Source organism: Ruegeria sp. YTSC004 (genome assembly GCF_059609805.1).
The window spans coordinates 197,128-211,419 of sequence record NZ_JBXWMJ010000001.1; the positions used below are offsets into that span (position 1 = coordinate 197,128).

Consider the following 14,292-nt stretch of genomic DNA (forward strand, 5'->3'; position numbering starts at 1 on the left):
ATAAACGAGTCAGCTGCAACCCATTTCTTTAGCTGATCGGGGCACTTGGACAATTCAAACCGTCCTCGGTGATGCTGCGCACCTCCTGGATTTCGCTGTCCGCAAAAGTGGCCAGTCGCACCACCAACCTGCCCTTATATTCGAAAGGCCACCAACACACGGCTGGCCCTTCGACTTCATCATCATAGAGAAAACAGATTTGCCCGTTCGGCGTTGTGATATGCCCATAAACGCACCCTCTTCCTTCTCGGCGCCAAACCGACACGGTGGAGCTGAGAAATTCTTCGGTGCCAACAAGGTCGCCGCTGCGAAAGTCATGAAAGTCGACGGTTTTGCCAAGAACCGCATCCAGAAATGCCTCAGGGGTGATCCGGGTTTGCGCCTGAGTGGTCAGCGGTGTCAGGGCCAGCAGCGCTGCGACCCCTAGCTTACCAATTGTCACGGAACCAACGCACGGCCCGCTTGAACGGGCGCGCGGCATAGGTGTCGACAGGGATTTCAAAGTCCCACCATTCGTCCTGTGGGTGCGCTGCAAACAGGCTAAGCCCCACTGCGGAGGAGAACCCCGGCCCGGTCGCCGATTGCGGTAGACCATGCACACGCAGCGGCCGGCCAAGGCGGACGCGCTGCCCAAGGATGCGGGTGGCCAGTCCGTCCAGTCCCATGATCTGGCTGCCGCCGCCGGTCAGGACGATCTGCTGGCTCGGCATGTGCTCGAACCCGGCGGCATCCAGACGAACACGCACCTCTTCAAGGATCTCTTCCACACGGGGACGCATAATCCCGATCAGTTCAGCACGGCTGACGGTGCGGCGATCATGTTCCCAGTCGCCAGTATCCCCACCGATGTCGATCAGGTCCCGATCATCCGCGCCAGTTGCGTGAACCCCGCCGTTAAAGGTTTTAATCCGCTCAGCCACCGAGGCCGGGATACCCAACCCCATCGAAATGTCCGAGGTTACGTGATCGCCACCCATGCGCACGCAATCGGCATAGATCATGTGCTTTTTCATAAAGATCGACACGCTGGTCGTGCCGCCACCCATGTCGATACAGGCCGCGCCCAGTTCCTGCTCATCCTCGACTAAGGCGGAAACACCAGACACATAGGCCGAGTTTGCAATTCCGGCCAATTCCAGATCGCAGCGTTTGATGCAGCGCACGATGTTTTGGATCGCAGTTGCGTCGACGGTCAGCATGTGCATGTCGACGGCAAGGCTCTGCCCCATTTGGCCGCGCGGGTCGATCAGACCTGAGCGGTTGTCCAAAGCGAAGTTTACCGGTTGGGCATGCAACACCTCGCGCCCTGCCCCGTAGTCCGGCACATCACAGGCGTTCAGGACACGGCCAACCTCTGCCTCGGTCACGACCTGACCCTCAAGATCGACCTGCGCGTCCAACCCGTAAGAGCGCGGGTTCGCACCCGAGAAACTCGCGATCACGTGATCGACCCGGATATCAGCCATCTTTTGCGCCGCTTGCAACGCGGTCCGGATCGCCCGTTCCGTTTCCTGCATGGCGGTGACTTCGCCGAACTGTACACCCCGCGACCGAGTGGTTGCAGCACCGATCACACGAAAGCCGGTCTGCCCGGCCATCGACCCGATGGTGTTGTCCTCGCTCAGGCGGCCGGTCCCGTCAAAGCGCAGTACAAGACAGGCAATCTTGGAGCTGCCAACATCGAGAATGGCGACAACACCGCGTTGCATGGCTTGTCTGCGCATCTGCCGCATGGCGCGCTGGGACTGATAAAGATCGGTCATCATGGTCGTTACTGCTCGCTACCCACTGTCACTTTTGTATTCCACCAGTCTTCGCTGGCAGCTTTGGTCATTCTTATTGTCGGACGTTGCCCAAGGCGCATGTCGACCACCGCGACGTCGCGTTCCAAAAGGTCCTGCACCTCATTCACGGCCAGAACGCGTTCCAACGCGCGTACGGGGCGTTCGGTTGGCAACATGATGCGCTGGCCGCGGTCCATAACCAGGTCCCAGCGACGTTCACCAATCCGGACCAGCCCGCGCACACGACCGCCGAGGCTGCGGGCGGTTGTCAGCAATTCAAGCGCCTCACCTACGTGACCGTCTGCACCTTTGCCCGCGATCAGAGGTAAATTAGAGTGATCCTTGCGCGACGCGATGCGTTCCACATGCGCGCCGGTCTCATCCAGCAATTCGATCCCACGGCGCGTACGCCAGACGATGACGGGCTGACGCTCGACAACATCCACCTGCAGAATGCCGCCCGGGCGCACCCGTACCGTGGCGGATTTGACCGGATTCAGCCCGGTAATCGTGTCGCGGATTTGCTCAACATCCAGATCCCATGAGCTGACAGGGAAATCCAGCGGTACGACCTCACGAATATCCTCGGACAGGTTGGTCCCTGCCCCGTCAATGGCCATCAGATTGACCATGAACTCTGGCCGTTGCTGGATCGAAGTCTTGATGTCGATGACATAGGCCACTACCGCATCGCGACGCTCTTGCGAACCGAAATAGATGCCAACTGCGGCGCAAACGGCAAACACCGGCAGGCCAATCTTTAGGCTGCGCCGAACGCCCCGCGTCAGCATCCAGCGCTGCAGGCGGTAGCTGAGACGAGACGGGGCCGGGTCGAGGCGATCGCCCTTGCCACCAAACATACCACGCAGCCGCAATTTGGGTTCGACTCCGGTATGTGCGCCGGATTCGAAATCAGCATCGGGACCGGTCAGTTGTTTGGGCCGGTGAACCACAGGCGCTCGGGTGGCTCTTAGCGGTCGCATGATGCGTCCTCCACCATCCAGGCGCATAGCTGCCCGAAACTCATCCCCAGATGTGCGGCCTGTTCAGGCACCAGGGACGTCGGCGTCATGCCGGGCTGAGTGTTGGTCTCGAGAAGGAAAAGCCCATCGGCACCCATACTGTCATCCCAGCGGAAATCCGTACGGCTTACGCCCTTGCATCCCAGCGCAGAATGAGCGCGCAATGCGTAGTCCATGCACAGGGCGAAAATTTCGGTCGGTACGTCAGCGGGCAAAACATGCCACGATCCGCCGGGCTTGTACTTGGCGTCATAATCGTACCAACCGCCATCGGTCATGATCTCGGTAACCGTTACGGCCTTGTCGTTCATCACCGTTACAGTCAACTCGCGTCCGGCAATGTATTTCTCGACCATAACCTGATCGGGCATTTCATGCGACAGCTGCGGAGGGCCATTAGACCCTTCATGCACGATGTAGATCCCAACGCTGGAGCCTTCGTTGTTGGGCTTGGCCACGTAAGGAGGCTCCATCACATGAACCTTAACTACCTCAATCTTTGGTACGATCACGCTGGCAACAACGGGTAGGCCTTCGGCCTCAAACACTTCTTTGCTGCGCTGCTTGTCCATCGCCAGCGCCGAGGCCAGAACACCAGAGTGCGTGTACGGAATGCGCATCCATTCCAGCAGACCCTGAACGCAGCCATCCTCACCCCAGCGGCCATGCAGGGCGTTGAACACAACGTCTGGTTTGATTTCCAAAAGGCGCGCATAGAGGTCAGGACCTGCGTCCAGCTCAACTACTTCAAAGCCTTCTCCCACAAGGGCGGCCGCGCATTCGCGCCCAGAGCTGAGAGACACCTCGCGTTCCTTCGAGGGTCCACCCATCAATACCGCCACTTTGGGGTTTGTCCTGCTCGACATACCCAACGTGCGCCTCAATGTCCCCGGACCTTATGTGGTGGTCCGTACTGCGTTTATCTCCTTGATCCGTCGCCTTAATTTGCCTGTTATGGTCTGACGGTCAGGGCTTTATTCTGTCAACGGATCACCGACCCGCATGATTTCCCACTCTAGCGTGATGCCGCTTGTTTCGTAAACCTTTTTTCGCACCTCTTCGCCCAGACCTTCGAGGTCCGCGGCAGAGGCATCACCGGTATTGATCAGGAAATTCGAGTGCTTTTCGCTCATCTGTGCTCCGCCGCGCGTCGCGCCGCGCATGCCCGCATCGTCAATGACCTTCCATGCCTTAAGGTCGTGTACATCATCCGCCCGCCCGGTCGAAGAAAACCCTGCCGGGTTGCGGAAGGTTGACCCGGCGCAACGGTCTTTGGTCGGCTGGGTTTCGTCGCGTTTTTGCAACTGCGCGGACATCCGGGCGTACAGCTCTTCCGGATCGCCGGATGGACCTTCGAAAGTGGCCGAGATTAGTACCGCGCCTTCGGGCAGATCGGACTGGCGATAACGAAAATTCAGGTCTTCCGGAGTCAGTTCCACAAGCTCTCCCTGCCGGGTGACAATGGTCGCCTTGCGCAGCACGTCTGCCGTGTAGCTGCCATAACACCCTGCGTTCATCCGCACCGCACCGCCGATTGAGCCCGGGATGGTGCGCAAAAAGGTCAGGTCCACACCCTCATCCGCCACCTTGCGCGCCACATGCGCATCCAACGCGGCAGCTCCGGCGGTGACGATGTTTCCCTCAACCGAGATAGCATTGAACCCCCGCCCCAATCGGATCACAACTGCGCGCAAGCCGCCATCGCGAACGATCAGGTTTGACCCGACGCCCATGGGAAAGACCGAGACGTCGCCGGACAGATCACGGAGAAAATCCTGCAAATCCTCGGTGTCAGCAGGTTGAAACAAATAGTCAGCCGGGCCGCCAACACGCAGCCAAGTCAAGTCATTAAGAGCCCGTTTTTTCGAGAGTTTGCCGCGTGGCTTGGGAAGCAATTGATCCATGGTGCTCTGGTAATCTGCTTGAACGGTTTTGTCACCCAATTGCTTAGAATTGTTCTTCCACCGCGCCAGAACGCGGTGCAGTCCCCCGGTGACAAACCCAACGCATAAGGCGGCAATCAACGGAATGGAGACCGCAAGCACGTAGATCACAATCCAAGCGTCTATCGTTGCGGTTTGTTTATCGATAGATACTGGCTCGAAATGTATACGGGTAACAAAGCCGTAAAGTCCCGACGCGATCAAAAACAAAATCAAAATGAGTGGGCCGCGAAGTTTGCCTGCTTTCGTACGTAGATGCGAATACATCGCGACCATAACAGAAACTAAGGTAAGCCCGCAGAGAAACGCGAATATTCTGGGGTCCAATTCTATTCTCCGACCATACGCCGCACCCACCGCCCCAGATAGATCACAGGCCAACGCAGTACCGACATACCCGCCGCCAGAACGATCAGCCCGATCCACGGGCCGTTCTGCAAAGTGACGTAACCCAGTATTGGAATCCCCACAGCGATCAGGACATAAGCGCGGGTCCAATGGTTGTCCTTGCTGGGGATCATCGCCAGCACATTTGCGGCGATCCCCCACAGAGCGGCAAGGGCGATCGACCAGTTCACTCCTCGACCTCCTGCCCGGTCCAGCGGCGCCAGTAATAGCGAATGGGATTGCGGAACATGGATGCAAAAGCAGCAAAGGCCAGCAACGAGAAAAACCAGCCAAAGTCATGACCCAGCCAGACGATCAGCGCAGGAGCGGAAACGAACAGCACAATGCCCGGCGGAAATTGCAGGCGCATTGGCAGCATGGCGACGATCGTTGAGGCCAAAACCCACAAGCCAGCAAAAAGCACCGAATATACCAACTGCCCCTCCGAGGACGATTATTGCTGCAACTGCAAAATCACACTTTAAAGTTGCAGTGCTAGAGAGTCCATTCCATCAAACGGCTTGTTTTTGTCGCAGCCTTTCAGGCAACCCATTGGCCCAGGCGCTAATTGTACCGGCGCCAAGGCAAACAACCATGTCACCGGGACGGGCCTGTTCGCGAACAAGGCGCTCCAGATCGTTTTCGTTCAGCAATGCACGCGCGTGGCGGTGACCGTGACGGATCAGGCCTTGCACCAGATCATCTCGGCTGGCTCCTTCGATCGGGTCCTCTCCGGCAGAGAAAACATCAGCGATGGCTACAACGTCCGCGTCATTGAAGCAGGTGCAGAAATCGTCAAACAGATTGGACAGGCGCGAGTACCGGTGCGGTTGGTGCACGGCGATCACGCGCCCATCGGTGGCCTGGCGCGCAGCTTTAAGAACGGCTGCAATCTCTACCGGATGGTGGCCGTAATCGTCGATAATGGTGACGCCATCGACCTCGCCGACCTTAGTGAAGCGGCGGTTGACGCCGCCAAAATTAGCCAGCGCATCACGGATTTCCGAGGCCTTCATACCCAGATGGCGGGCGACGGCCACTGCAGACAGCGCGTTTGAGACATTGTGGTCGCCGGGCATCGGCAATGTGCAGCCCTCGATCATCTTATCTTCGTACTGAAGGTGGATGTCGAAATGCGCCACGCCGCCCCTGTAGGTCAGGTTCAACGCACGAACATCAGCCTGCGCATTGAACCCATAGGTCCGGACCCGGCGGTCGGTGATACGTCCAACCAACGTCTGCACCTCTGCATGGTCCGTGCAGCACACAGCCAGACCGTAGAATGGCAGGTTCGAGACGAACTCGTAGAACCCGTCGCGCAGTTGGTCGAAGTCACCCCAATGCTCCATATGCTCGGGGTCGATATTCGTAACAATGGCAATGGTCGCGGGCAGTCGGTTGAACGAACCGTCGGATTCGTCGGCCTCGACCACCATCCATTCACCCTGCCCCATCCGTGCGTTCGAACCGTAGGCATGGATGATGCCGCCATTGATGACGGTCGGATCGAAATCGCCGGCCACCATCAGCTCGGCCATCATGGTGGTCGTGGTGGTCTTGCCGTGGGTTCCGGCAATGGCGATGTTGGATTTCAGGCGCATCAGCTCGGCCAGCATGTCGGCGCGACGAACAACCGGCAGGCCTTGCGCCCGGGCGCCGTCCAGCTCGGGGTTGCCAGGCTTGATCGCGGTCGACACCACAACAACGGCCGCGTTTTCAAGGTTTTCGGCACGCTGGCCGACAAATATCTCAGCCCCAAGGCTCGCCAGACGATCAGTGATCTTGGACGCCTTCAGGTCGGACCCCTGCACGCGGTAACCGAGGTTCAGCAAAACCTCGGCAATGCCCGACATCCCAATTCCGCCGATCCCCACAAAGTGAATCGACCCTACGTCTTGCGGCAGTTTGGTTGCAGGATTCATGTGGTCTCCTTCTGCGCCAGTTGTTCGACAAGGGCCGTCAGACGTTCAGTTGCGTCGGGGGCACCGGTCGAGAGGGCGGCATGGGCCATCTTTTGGGCGGCTTCGGGGTTGGTAAGAACGGCGGTGATTTGCTCTGTCAGCGAGGGAACGTCAAGTGCGTTTTCCGGGATCATAATCGCGCCGCCTGCCTGAACCAATCCTCGCGCGTTCGCAGTTTGATGGTCGCCTGCGGCTGCGGCGAACGGGATCAGGATCGATGGACGTCCGATGACCGAGATATCCGCCACGCTGGATGCGCCGGACCGGCTGATGACAAGTTGTGCATCCGACATGCGACGCGGAACGTCGTCAAAGAAAGGTTTGACCTCGGCCCGGATACCATGTTCGGCATAGAACGCCGTAACACGTTCCCCATCCTCGTCGCGGGCCTGATGTGCAACACGGATATGGCTGCGCAAGTCGTCAGGCAAGGCAGCAATCGCGCCAGGGACAATATCGCTGAGAATGCGCGCACCCTGACTGCCGCCCATAACCAGAATAGACATAGGATAGTCGCCCGGTGGGATGTAACCTGCGGCCTCGCGCTCAAGCACGGCGGCGCGGACCGGGTTTCCGGTGTGGATTCCATTGGCCCCTTCGGGCAGATCGGTTGGCCAGACACCACAGGCGACGTTGGCAACACGCGTGGCAAACAATTGGTTCACGCGCCCCAGAACCCCATTCTGTTCGTGGATCATGCGCGGAACTTTCAGCATCGTCGCGGCCCCCAAAGCCGGGATCGACGGGTATCCGCCAAAGCCCACGACAACGTCCGGTTTGTCCCGCATCATCTGGAACGCCATGCTGCTGACGCCGCCCGCAATCCTGGGGCCGACCAATGCCTTAGCGGCCAGCCCGCCGCGCGCGAAAGTGGCAGAGGCGACCTCGACAATCTCAACCGTTTGCGGAAAGGCGCCTGTGTAGCGCGCGCCACGCTCATCCGTGGACAGGCGCACGCGCCAGCCTTTATTCAGCATCGCTTCGGCCAGCGCCTGCGCCGGGAACATATGGCCCCCGGTGCCGCCAGCCGCAATCAACAGGTAAGGTTTCCCCATTATCCTCTTCCGCGCAGAATATCGCCAAGTTCGCCCTGTGGGCGGCTTCTGGTGAAGGCCAGCAGCATGCCAACAGCGATGCCACCTGCAATCAGCGACGACCCACCATAGCTGACAAAGGGCAGCGTCATGCCCTTGGCGGGCAGCAGGCGCACGGCCACACCCATGTTGATCATGGCCTGAACGCCAAACATGCAGGCCAGACCGGTCCCGGCCAGGCGGATGAACATATCGCGCTCGCGCATCAGCCGAAGCAGTGAGCGTACAACGATCAGTGAATACAGCGCGATGATGATCAGCACCAGGATCAGCCCGTATTCCTCGGCCGCAACGGCGATGATGAAATCCGTATGGGCATCGGGCAAGGACCATTTCACCTGCCCCTCACCCACGCCGACACCGAACAGACCGCCTTCGCGGATGGCGTTCGTGGCATAGCCAAGCTGGGTGGTCGGGTCGACCTCCTGGTTCAGGAAGCCATCAATACGGCGGGCAAAGTGTTCCGAATTCGAATAGGCGAACATACCCCCCAGGACAACGACGCCCGCCATGCCAACCAGCAGCAGCATCGGCGCGCCGGCCACAAAGTACATCACACCCCATCCAAACAGGATCAGGCAGGCCTGACCGAAGTCAGGTTGCAAAACCAGCATCGCCACAATTGCAATGCACAACGCAAATGACCACAACCGACCCGGAGGGCCGTTGATCTGTTGCGACGCAGCCAGCAGCCACGCGGCCACGACGACAAATCCGGGTTTCAGAAATTCCGACGGCTGCAAAGATGCAAAGCCCAGCGAGTACCAGCGCACTGCCCCTTTTCCGAAATCCGTTCCGAAGACGGGCAGAAAGGCCAGCGCCACAAACGAGGCAAGGAACCCAAGTACTGCCAAACGGCGCACCAGTGTCGGCGACATCATCGACGTCAGCAGCATCGCAATCAGCGCCAGTCCGCCGAACAGTGCCTGCCGTTCGACATAGTGGAACGGATCAAACCCGTTGCGCCCTGCCAGCGGTGGTGATGAGGCCAGCCCCAGCAACAATCCGATGACAAACAGGATCAGAACGCAGGACATCGTCCAGCGATCAATTGTCCGCCACCATTTCGGAAGAATCGGTTCTCCGCGCTGGTCCTGGACCGCGCCATACACCATCTCAGTCATGAGATACCGCCACTATCTGCCTCGTTAACGTCCCGTTTTTCAGGATCTGACTGAGAGTCTACAGGCATTTTTGCGTTTGGGCTAGCGGAATGACACGGCAACAGGGGAAATTGACACCTTCAAGCCGGTGATCCGACCCGGGCTTTCCCTTCCAAGATGTACGGATCACCTAGGTTACAAGATCGTAGTGCTTTATCGTTCTGGATTCGACCAACTCGGCCTCTGCCGGATCGATATGTGGACTTTGGTAATCGTCACCAACAAAAGCTACTAATGCGTCCAGGCTGCTCCAAATCATAACAAAACTGAACTCACGCGGTGAATCCGAACGCGGAGCACCCGGCAGGACCTGAACAATGCCTTCGGTGCTTTGCATCAAAGGGATCGCAGTCTCGTGGAAGAACTTTGAAAATTCCGCCTCTTTGCCCGGTCGAACTGTGACTTGGAAAATGCGCATGATCATTGAACCGCCCTCCTGTGCTGTGCATCAAGATGAGTTTTCTTTCCGCGAGCATTCTAACACATAATATCGCGGCCAAATTCGCAAAGGCCTCAGCGACCGCTTTAAATCCCTTTCCCAGAACTGGCAAAAAGGACAAGGACTCACCACCAAACAGACTTACACGACTTGTGTTTTCGTCTAGCCCTTGCCTTCCCAATTAATCCAAGCCATGCGCAGCACATGACTTATGACACGATCATCCTTGGTGCCGGTGCAGCCGGTATGATGTGCGCCGCCTATTGCGGCGGGCGCGTTTTGGTGATCGACCACGCCAAAGCTGCCGGAGAGAAAATCCGCATCTCAGGAGGTGGGCGCTGCAACTTCACCAATATGTACGCGGGACCGGGAAATTTCCTGTCGCAGAATCCGCATTTCTGCAAATCCGCGCTGGCGCGGTACACGCAGTGGGATTTCATTGATCTGGTCGACCGACACGGCATCGCGTGGCATGAGAAAACGCTGGGGCAACTGTTCTGCGACGGATCGTCAAAACAGATCATTCAGATGTTGCTGGATGAGATCGAGCGTGCCGGGGCCGAATTGTGGATTCGGACCGACGTAAAAGACCTGCGCAAGACCGATGGCGGATTTGCTGTGGACCTCGAACGTGAAGGGCAGCGGCTTAGCCTAAGCTGCACCAACCTCGTGCTGGCTACTGGCGGCAAGTCGATCCCCAAGATGGGCGCGACCGGGCTGGCCTATGAGATTGCGCGCCAGTTCGGATTAACGATAACCGAAACGCGGGCCGCGCTCGTGCCGTTTACGTTTTCGGATGGTAAATTCAAGGACCTGTCTGGCGTATCCTTGCCTGCGCGGCTGTCGAATGACCGGACCAGCTTTGACGAGGCCCTGTTGTTCACCCATCGCGGGCTTAGCGGACCATCGGTTCTGCAATTGTCTTCCTATTGGCGCGAAGGCGAGGCGATCCGCGTAAACCTGATCCCGGATCTGCCGCTGTTTGATTTGCTGCGGGATCAGCGGCAAAGCAGCGGACGCAAGGCGCTGACCACGGAACTCGCGCGCCACCTGCCCGGGCGTCTGGTCGAGTACCTGAGCCATCATATCCCCATGCCAGGCAATCTGGCCGATCAGTCGGACGCCGCGCTGTCCGAACTGGTCGCAGCACTGTCCGACTGGCAGCTTACCCCCTCGGGCACCGAAGGGTATCGTACAGCCGAGGTGACGCTGGGTGGGATCGACACTGATAGCCTGTCGTCAAAAACGATGGAGGCCAGGGATGTCCCCGGCCTCTATACGATTGGCGAAGCAGTGGATGTCACCGGCTGGCTAGGCGGCTACAACTTCCAATGGGCGTGGTCCTCGGGCCACGCCGCAGGAATTGCAATCGCCGGGCAGAGTTAGCCGACGACGTTGTAGCCACGTCCGCGCATGCAGTTGCGCACGATTACTTCTTTGTTCTGGTTTTTGTTGATCACGTCAGCGCCGGCGCCAACAAGCGCACCGGCAACTGCCGCACGGCCCAGATTGTCGCTGCTGTCCTGAACAATCCCGGTTACAGCCGCCGCACCTGCCGCGCCTATCGCTGCATTTCCTGCGGTAGAGCCATCAACGCTGGCTTGTGATGCCGCCAGTTGTTGGCACTGCTGAAGGTCTACGTTGTAGTTCGGGCCGATCGGGCCGTCGACGATTGGTTGATAATTGGCACCTGTGTTGGTGCAGGCACCGGCAACGAGAATGGCAGGCAGGATCAGAGAAAACTTACGAAATGGCATAGTCATAACCTCGTGTTGAATTTGCAGGCAAGCAAAACCAATAATGATGGCGCGTCAAGCTGATAGCATCGCAGCTTGGCCCAACCGGCGGTCTATTGCAAATGGCTATTCCGGAAGCCGTTGCCTGACTTCCGCTACAAAGTCCTCTCCGCGCTGCTCGAAATTGTCATATTGATCGAAACTGGCCGCGGCTGGCGCAAGCAGGACTGTCTCGCCGGGTTGGGCATCCTTCATGGCTTGCTCAACAGCCTCGGACATGGTGGTGCAAACCAGCGCATCGGCCTTAAGTTGCATGGCGAAATTCGCGGCCTCGCGACCAATGACATATGCCTTGACCACCTGGTCAGCGGCTGCGTTCAGAGCGGCGACACCGCCTTCCTTCTCAAGCCCCCCACAGACCCAGCGGACCTTCCTGAAGGCGCTCAACGCCTTGAGAGCGCTGTCCACATTGGTGGCTTTTGAGTCATTCACATAAGTAATACCGCCTACCTCGGCGATGATCTGACTGCGATGCGGCAGGCCCGGATAGCTGTGCAGCGCGTCTTCGATCACGCGCGGTGCCAGTCCCAGCACGCGACAAGCGGCATAGGCCGAACAGGCGTTTTGGTGGTTATGCGCGCCGGGAAGGCCCGTGATTCCGCGCAGGTCAATCGAACCCGCTTGCCGTCCCTTGCGGTATTCCGACAGGAACCCTTTGCGGGCAAACACCTGCCATCCGGGTCCCGTCAGTTTGCGCGCAACAGACACGCGGATGACCCTATCATCAGCGCGGCCCTCTGCCAGTTGACCGGCCAAAAACGCGCCCTCTTTCTCGTCAATGCCAATCACGGCGCGGTCCGGGCCACCTTCAGCGAACAACCGACGCTTGGCGGCAAAATAGCCCCCCATCCCGCCGTGGCGGTCAAGATGGTCGGGCGACAGGTTGGTGAAAACGGCCACGTCCGGGGTCAGGGCACGGGCCAGTTCTGTTTGATAGCTGGACAGCTCCAGCACAACGACCGAACCGTCACCACCCGGATCAATATCCAGCACACCACGCCCGATATTACCCGCCAGCTGTACCTCGTGCCCGGCTTCGGTCAGGATATGGTGGATCAAAGCCGCGGTGGTCGATTTCCCGTTCGACCCGGTCACCGCGATCACACGCGGCGGAGAGTCATAATTGTTCCACTCAGGCCCTGCAAAGGATCGAAAAAACAGCCCGATGTCGTTATCGACCGGGACACCGGCCTCAAGCGCCGCAGCCACAATTGGATTGGGGTCAGGATAGAGATGAGGAATACCGGGCGAAACGATCAGCGTGGCGATATCGTCAAAAGCGCCATGACGGCGCAGATCGACGCAGACGAACCCCTCGGCCTTGGCCTTTTCCTGGGCGGCAGGATTGTCATCCCAACACACAGGCTCAGTTTTGCCTGCCTGCAGGGCACGCGCCGTGGCCAGCCCCGACCGGCCTAGCCCCAGAACCGCAACCTTCTGCCCTGAAAACCCTTTGACCGGGATCATACTGCCCACCTTTTTTGACGTAAATTTAGCCGCCACACTGCACCGAAGAAATCACTGATGGCAAGGGTGGCAAAAGGCTCGCGCGTCAGCGCGAGCCGGGCCCAACAGGTGGCAGGCGGACCGCAGGTCCGCTGAACCTGGCGGGAGCTTTACCGGATCTTCAGCGTTGCCAGACCGATCATCGCCAGGATCAGCGAGATGATCCAGAACCGGATCACGATCGTCGGCTCAGCCCATCCCTTTTTCTCATAGTGATGATGGATCGGCGCCATCAGGAACACGCGCCGCCCGGTGCGTTTGAAGTACAGCACCTGGATGATCACGCTCAACGCTTCGACCACGAACAAACCGCCGACGACTGCCAGCACCAGCTCATGTTTGGTGGCCACCGCAATGGCACCCAAAGCACCGCCTAACGCAAGCGACCCGGTGTCGCCCATGAACACCGCAGCCGGAGGTGCGTTGTACCAAAGGAACCCAAGGCCCGCGCCAAACAAAGCCGAGGTAAAAATGAAAATCTCACCGGTTCCCGGCACGTAATGAACGTCCAGATATTCGGTAAAGTCGACCCGTCCCACGGCGTAGGCAATCACGCCTAGCGTCGAGGCCGCGATCATCGCCGGCATGATGGCCAGACCATCCAGACCATCGGTCAGGTTCACCGCATTGGCCGCGCCAACGATCACGATGATCGAGAAGGGAATGTAGAATATGCCTAGATTGATCAGTGTATCCTTGAAAATCGGCAAAGCCAGCTGGTTTTGCAGCGCCTCGGGATGATGCAGCGTAGCCCAGGCCGAGGCCAAAACTGCGATTATCACCCCTAGCGCCATACGCATTTTGCCCGAAACGCCCTTAGTGTTCTGCTTCGATACCTTTGCATAGTCATCTGCAAACCCGATCGCCGCATAGGCCAGTGTTACAAATAAGACCATCCAGACGTAAGGGTTGTCCCACCGAGCCCAGACCAGGGTCGATGTCACCAGCGCGCCTACGATCAAAAGCCCGCCCATTGTCGGTGTGCCCGCCTTCGAAAAATGCCCCTCTGGGCCGTCATCCCGAATAGGTTGGCCTTTGCCCTGTTTTTTGCGCAGTACATTGATCAGCGGCTTCCCGAAAAGAAAACCAAAGATCAACGCAGTCAAAAAGGCGCCGCCAGCGCGGAACGTGATGTATCGGAAGAGGTTAAAAAAATCCCCTCCGTCCGACAGGGCGGTCAACCAATAGAGCATTACA

The 14,292-nt window shown here is 58.6% G+C and carries 15 protein-coding genes; 1 reads left to right on the top strand and 14 read right to left on the bottom strand.

Annotated elements, in window-relative coordinates; all coding sequences use genetic code 11:
• Positions 1–28: 28 nt before the first annotated feature.
• The 11 genes from AC2FFP_RS00970 to AC2FFP_RS01020 form a co-directional block, all read right to left on the bottom strand.
• Complete coding sequence (locus tag AC2FFP_RS00970) at positions 29–442, bottom strand: hypothetical protein (RefSeq protein ID WP_496880625.1); 414 nt, start codon at positions 440–442, stop codon at positions 29–31.
• On the bottom strand, positions 429–1,763 hold the full coding sequence (gene ftsA / locus AC2FFP_RS00975) for a cell division protein FtsA (RefSeq protein ID WP_058279582.1): 1,335 nt from the start codon (positions 1,761–1,763) through the stop codon (positions 429–431). Before ftsA ends, AC2FFP_RS00970 begins: the two co-directional genes overlap by 14 nt.
• 8 nt (positions 1,764–1,771) lie before the next feature.
• The gene (locus AC2FFP_RS00980; protein ID WP_496767966.1) at positions 1,772–2,767 is read right to left on the bottom strand and encodes a cell division protein FtsQ/DivIB; all 996 of its coding nucleotides are present in this window, start codon (positions 2,765–2,767) and stop codon (positions 1,772–1,774) included.
• Complete coding sequence (locus tag AC2FFP_RS00985) at positions 2,755–3,678, bottom strand: D-alanine--D-alanine ligase (RefSeq protein WP_496734171.1); 924 nt, start codon at positions 3,676–3,678, stop codon at positions 2,755–2,757. The genes AC2FFP_RS00980 and AC2FFP_RS00985 overlap by 13 nt, the downstream gene beginning before the upstream one ends.
• 102 nt (positions 3,679–3,780) lie before the next feature.
• A complete protein-coding gene (murB, locus tag AC2FFP_RS00990; RefSeq protein ID WP_496843541.1) occupies positions 3,781–4,710 on the bottom strand; it encodes a UDP-N-acetylmuramate dehydrogenase in 930 nt (309 codons plus the stop codon).
• 368 nt (positions 4,711–5,078) lie between these two features.
• A complete protein-coding gene (locus tag AC2FFP_RS00995) occupies positions 5,079–5,327 on the bottom strand; it encodes a DUF2484 family protein (RefSeq protein ID WP_496724400.1) in 249 nt (82 codons plus the stop codon).
• Positions 5,324–5,560, bottom strand: coding sequence for a DUF2484 family protein (locus AC2FFP_RS01000; RefSeq protein ID WP_496880728.1), 237 nt, complete (start codon positions 5,558–5,560; stop codon positions 5,324–5,326). Before AC2FFP_RS01000 ends, AC2FFP_RS00995 begins: the two co-directional genes overlap by 4 nt.
• Before the next feature lie 88 nt (positions 5,561–5,648).
• Positions 5,649–7,058, bottom strand: coding sequence for a UDP-N-acetylmuramate--L-alanine ligase (gene murC, locus AC2FFP_RS01005; RefSeq protein ID WP_496724396.1), 1,410 nt, complete (start codon positions 7,056–7,058; stop codon positions 5,649–5,651).
• Positions 7,055–8,152, bottom strand: coding sequence for a UDP-N-acetylglucosamine--N-acetylmuramyl-(pentapeptide) pyrophosphoryl-undecaprenol N-acetylglucosamine transferase (locus tag AC2FFP_RS01010; protein ID WP_496767964.1), 1,098 nt, complete (start codon positions 8,150–8,152; stop codon positions 7,055–7,057). Before AC2FFP_RS01010 ends, murC begins: the two co-directional genes overlap by 4 nt.
• Positions 8,152–9,315 carry a putative lipid II flippase FtsW gene (gene ftsW / locus AC2FFP_RS01015; protein ID WP_058279575.1) on the bottom strand — a complete coding sequence of 388 codons (1,164 nt, stop codon included), beginning with the start codon at positions 9,313–9,315 and terminating at the stop codon, positions 8,152–8,154. Before ftsW ends, AC2FFP_RS01010 begins: the two co-directional genes overlap by 1 nt.
• A gap of 169 nt (positions 9,316–9,484) precedes the next feature.
• Positions 9,485–9,778: an antibiotic biosynthesis monooxygenase family protein gene (locus AC2FFP_RS01020; protein WP_496767962.1), complete on the bottom strand. Its 294-nt coding sequence runs from the start codon at positions 9,776–9,778 to the stop codon at positions 9,485–9,487.
• Positions 9,779–9,997: 219 nt separating this feature from the next.
• On the opposite strand from AC2FFP_RS01020, the gene AC2FFP_RS01025 reads away from it, so the two are divergent.
• Positions 9,998–11,179 (top strand): BaiN/RdsA family NAD(P)/FAD-dependent oxidoreductase, encoded by a 1,182-nt coding sequence (locus tag AC2FFP_RS01025; RefSeq protein WP_496880626.1) that lies wholly within the window; start codon positions 9,998–10,000, stop codon positions 11,177–11,179.
• On the opposite strand, the gene AC2FFP_RS01030 is transcribed toward AC2FFP_RS01025, so the two are convergent.
• From AC2FFP_RS01030 to mraY, 3 genes are all read right to left on the bottom strand, one after another.
• Entirely contained in the window at positions 11,176–11,556 is a 381-nt protein-coding gene (locus AC2FFP_RS01030) for a glycine zipper family protein (RefSeq protein ID WP_058274332.1), read from the bottom strand. The genes AC2FFP_RS01025 and AC2FFP_RS01030 overlap by 4 nt on opposite strands.
• A 99-nt stretch (positions 11,557–11,655) precedes the next feature.
• The gene (murD, locus tag AC2FFP_RS01035) at positions 11,656–13,056 is read right to left on the bottom strand and encodes a UDP-N-acetylmuramoyl-L-alanine--D-glutamate ligase (protein WP_496880627.1); all 1,401 of its coding nucleotides are present in this window, start codon (positions 13,054–13,056) and stop codon (positions 11,656–11,658) included.
• A 149-nt stretch (positions 13,057–13,205) separates the two neighbouring features.
• Positions 13,206–14,288: a phospho-N-acetylmuramoyl-pentapeptide-transferase gene (gene mraY / locus AC2FFP_RS01040; protein WP_108859445.1), complete on the bottom strand. Its 1,083-nt coding sequence runs from the start codon at positions 14,286–14,288 to the stop codon at positions 13,206–13,208.
• Positions 14,289–14,292: the final 4 nt, after the last annotated feature.

Coding starts and splice junctions, on each gene's coding strand:
- mraY (WP_108859445.1), bottom strand. CDS start 14,288: ATGCTCTATTGGTTGACCGCCCTGTCGGACGGAGGGGATTTTTTTAAC.
- murB (WP_496843541.1), bottom strand. CDS start 4,710: ATGGATCAATTGCTTCCCAAGCCACGCGGCAAACTCTCGAAAAAACGG.
- AC2FFP_RS01025 (WP_496880626.1), top strand. CDS start 9,998: ATGACTTATGACACGATCATCCTTGGTGCCGGTGCAGCCGGTATGATG.
- AC2FFP_RS01020 (WP_496767962.1), bottom strand. CDS start 9,778: ATGATCATGCGCATTTTCCAAGTCACAGTTCGACCGGGCAAAGAGGCG.
- AC2FFP_RS01010 (WP_496767964.1), bottom strand. CDS start 8,152: ATGGGGAAACCTTACCTGTTGATTGCGGCTGGCGGCACCGGGGGCCAT.
- ftsW (WP_058279575.1), bottom strand. CDS start 9,315: ATGACTGAGATGGTGTATGGCGCGGTCCAGGACCAGCGCGGAGAACCG.
- murC (WP_496724396.1), bottom strand. CDS start 7,058: ATGAATCCTGCAACCAAACTGCCGCAAGACGTAGGGTCGATTCACTTT.
- AC2FFP_RS00980 (WP_496767966.1), bottom strand. CDS start 2,767: ATGCGACCGCTAAGAGCCACCCGAGCGCCTGTGGTTCACCGGCCCAAA.
- murD (WP_496880627.1), bottom strand. CDS start 13,056: ATGATCCCGGTCAAAGGGTTTTCAGGGCAGAAGGTTGCGGTTCTGGGG.
- AC2FFP_RS01030 (WP_058274332.1), bottom strand. CDS start 11,556: ATGACTATGCCATTTCGTAAGTTTTCTCTGATCCTGCCTGCCATTCTC.
- ftsA (WP_058279582.1), bottom strand. CDS start 1,763: ATGACCGATCTTTATCAGTCCCAGCGCGCCATGCGGCAGATGCGCAGA.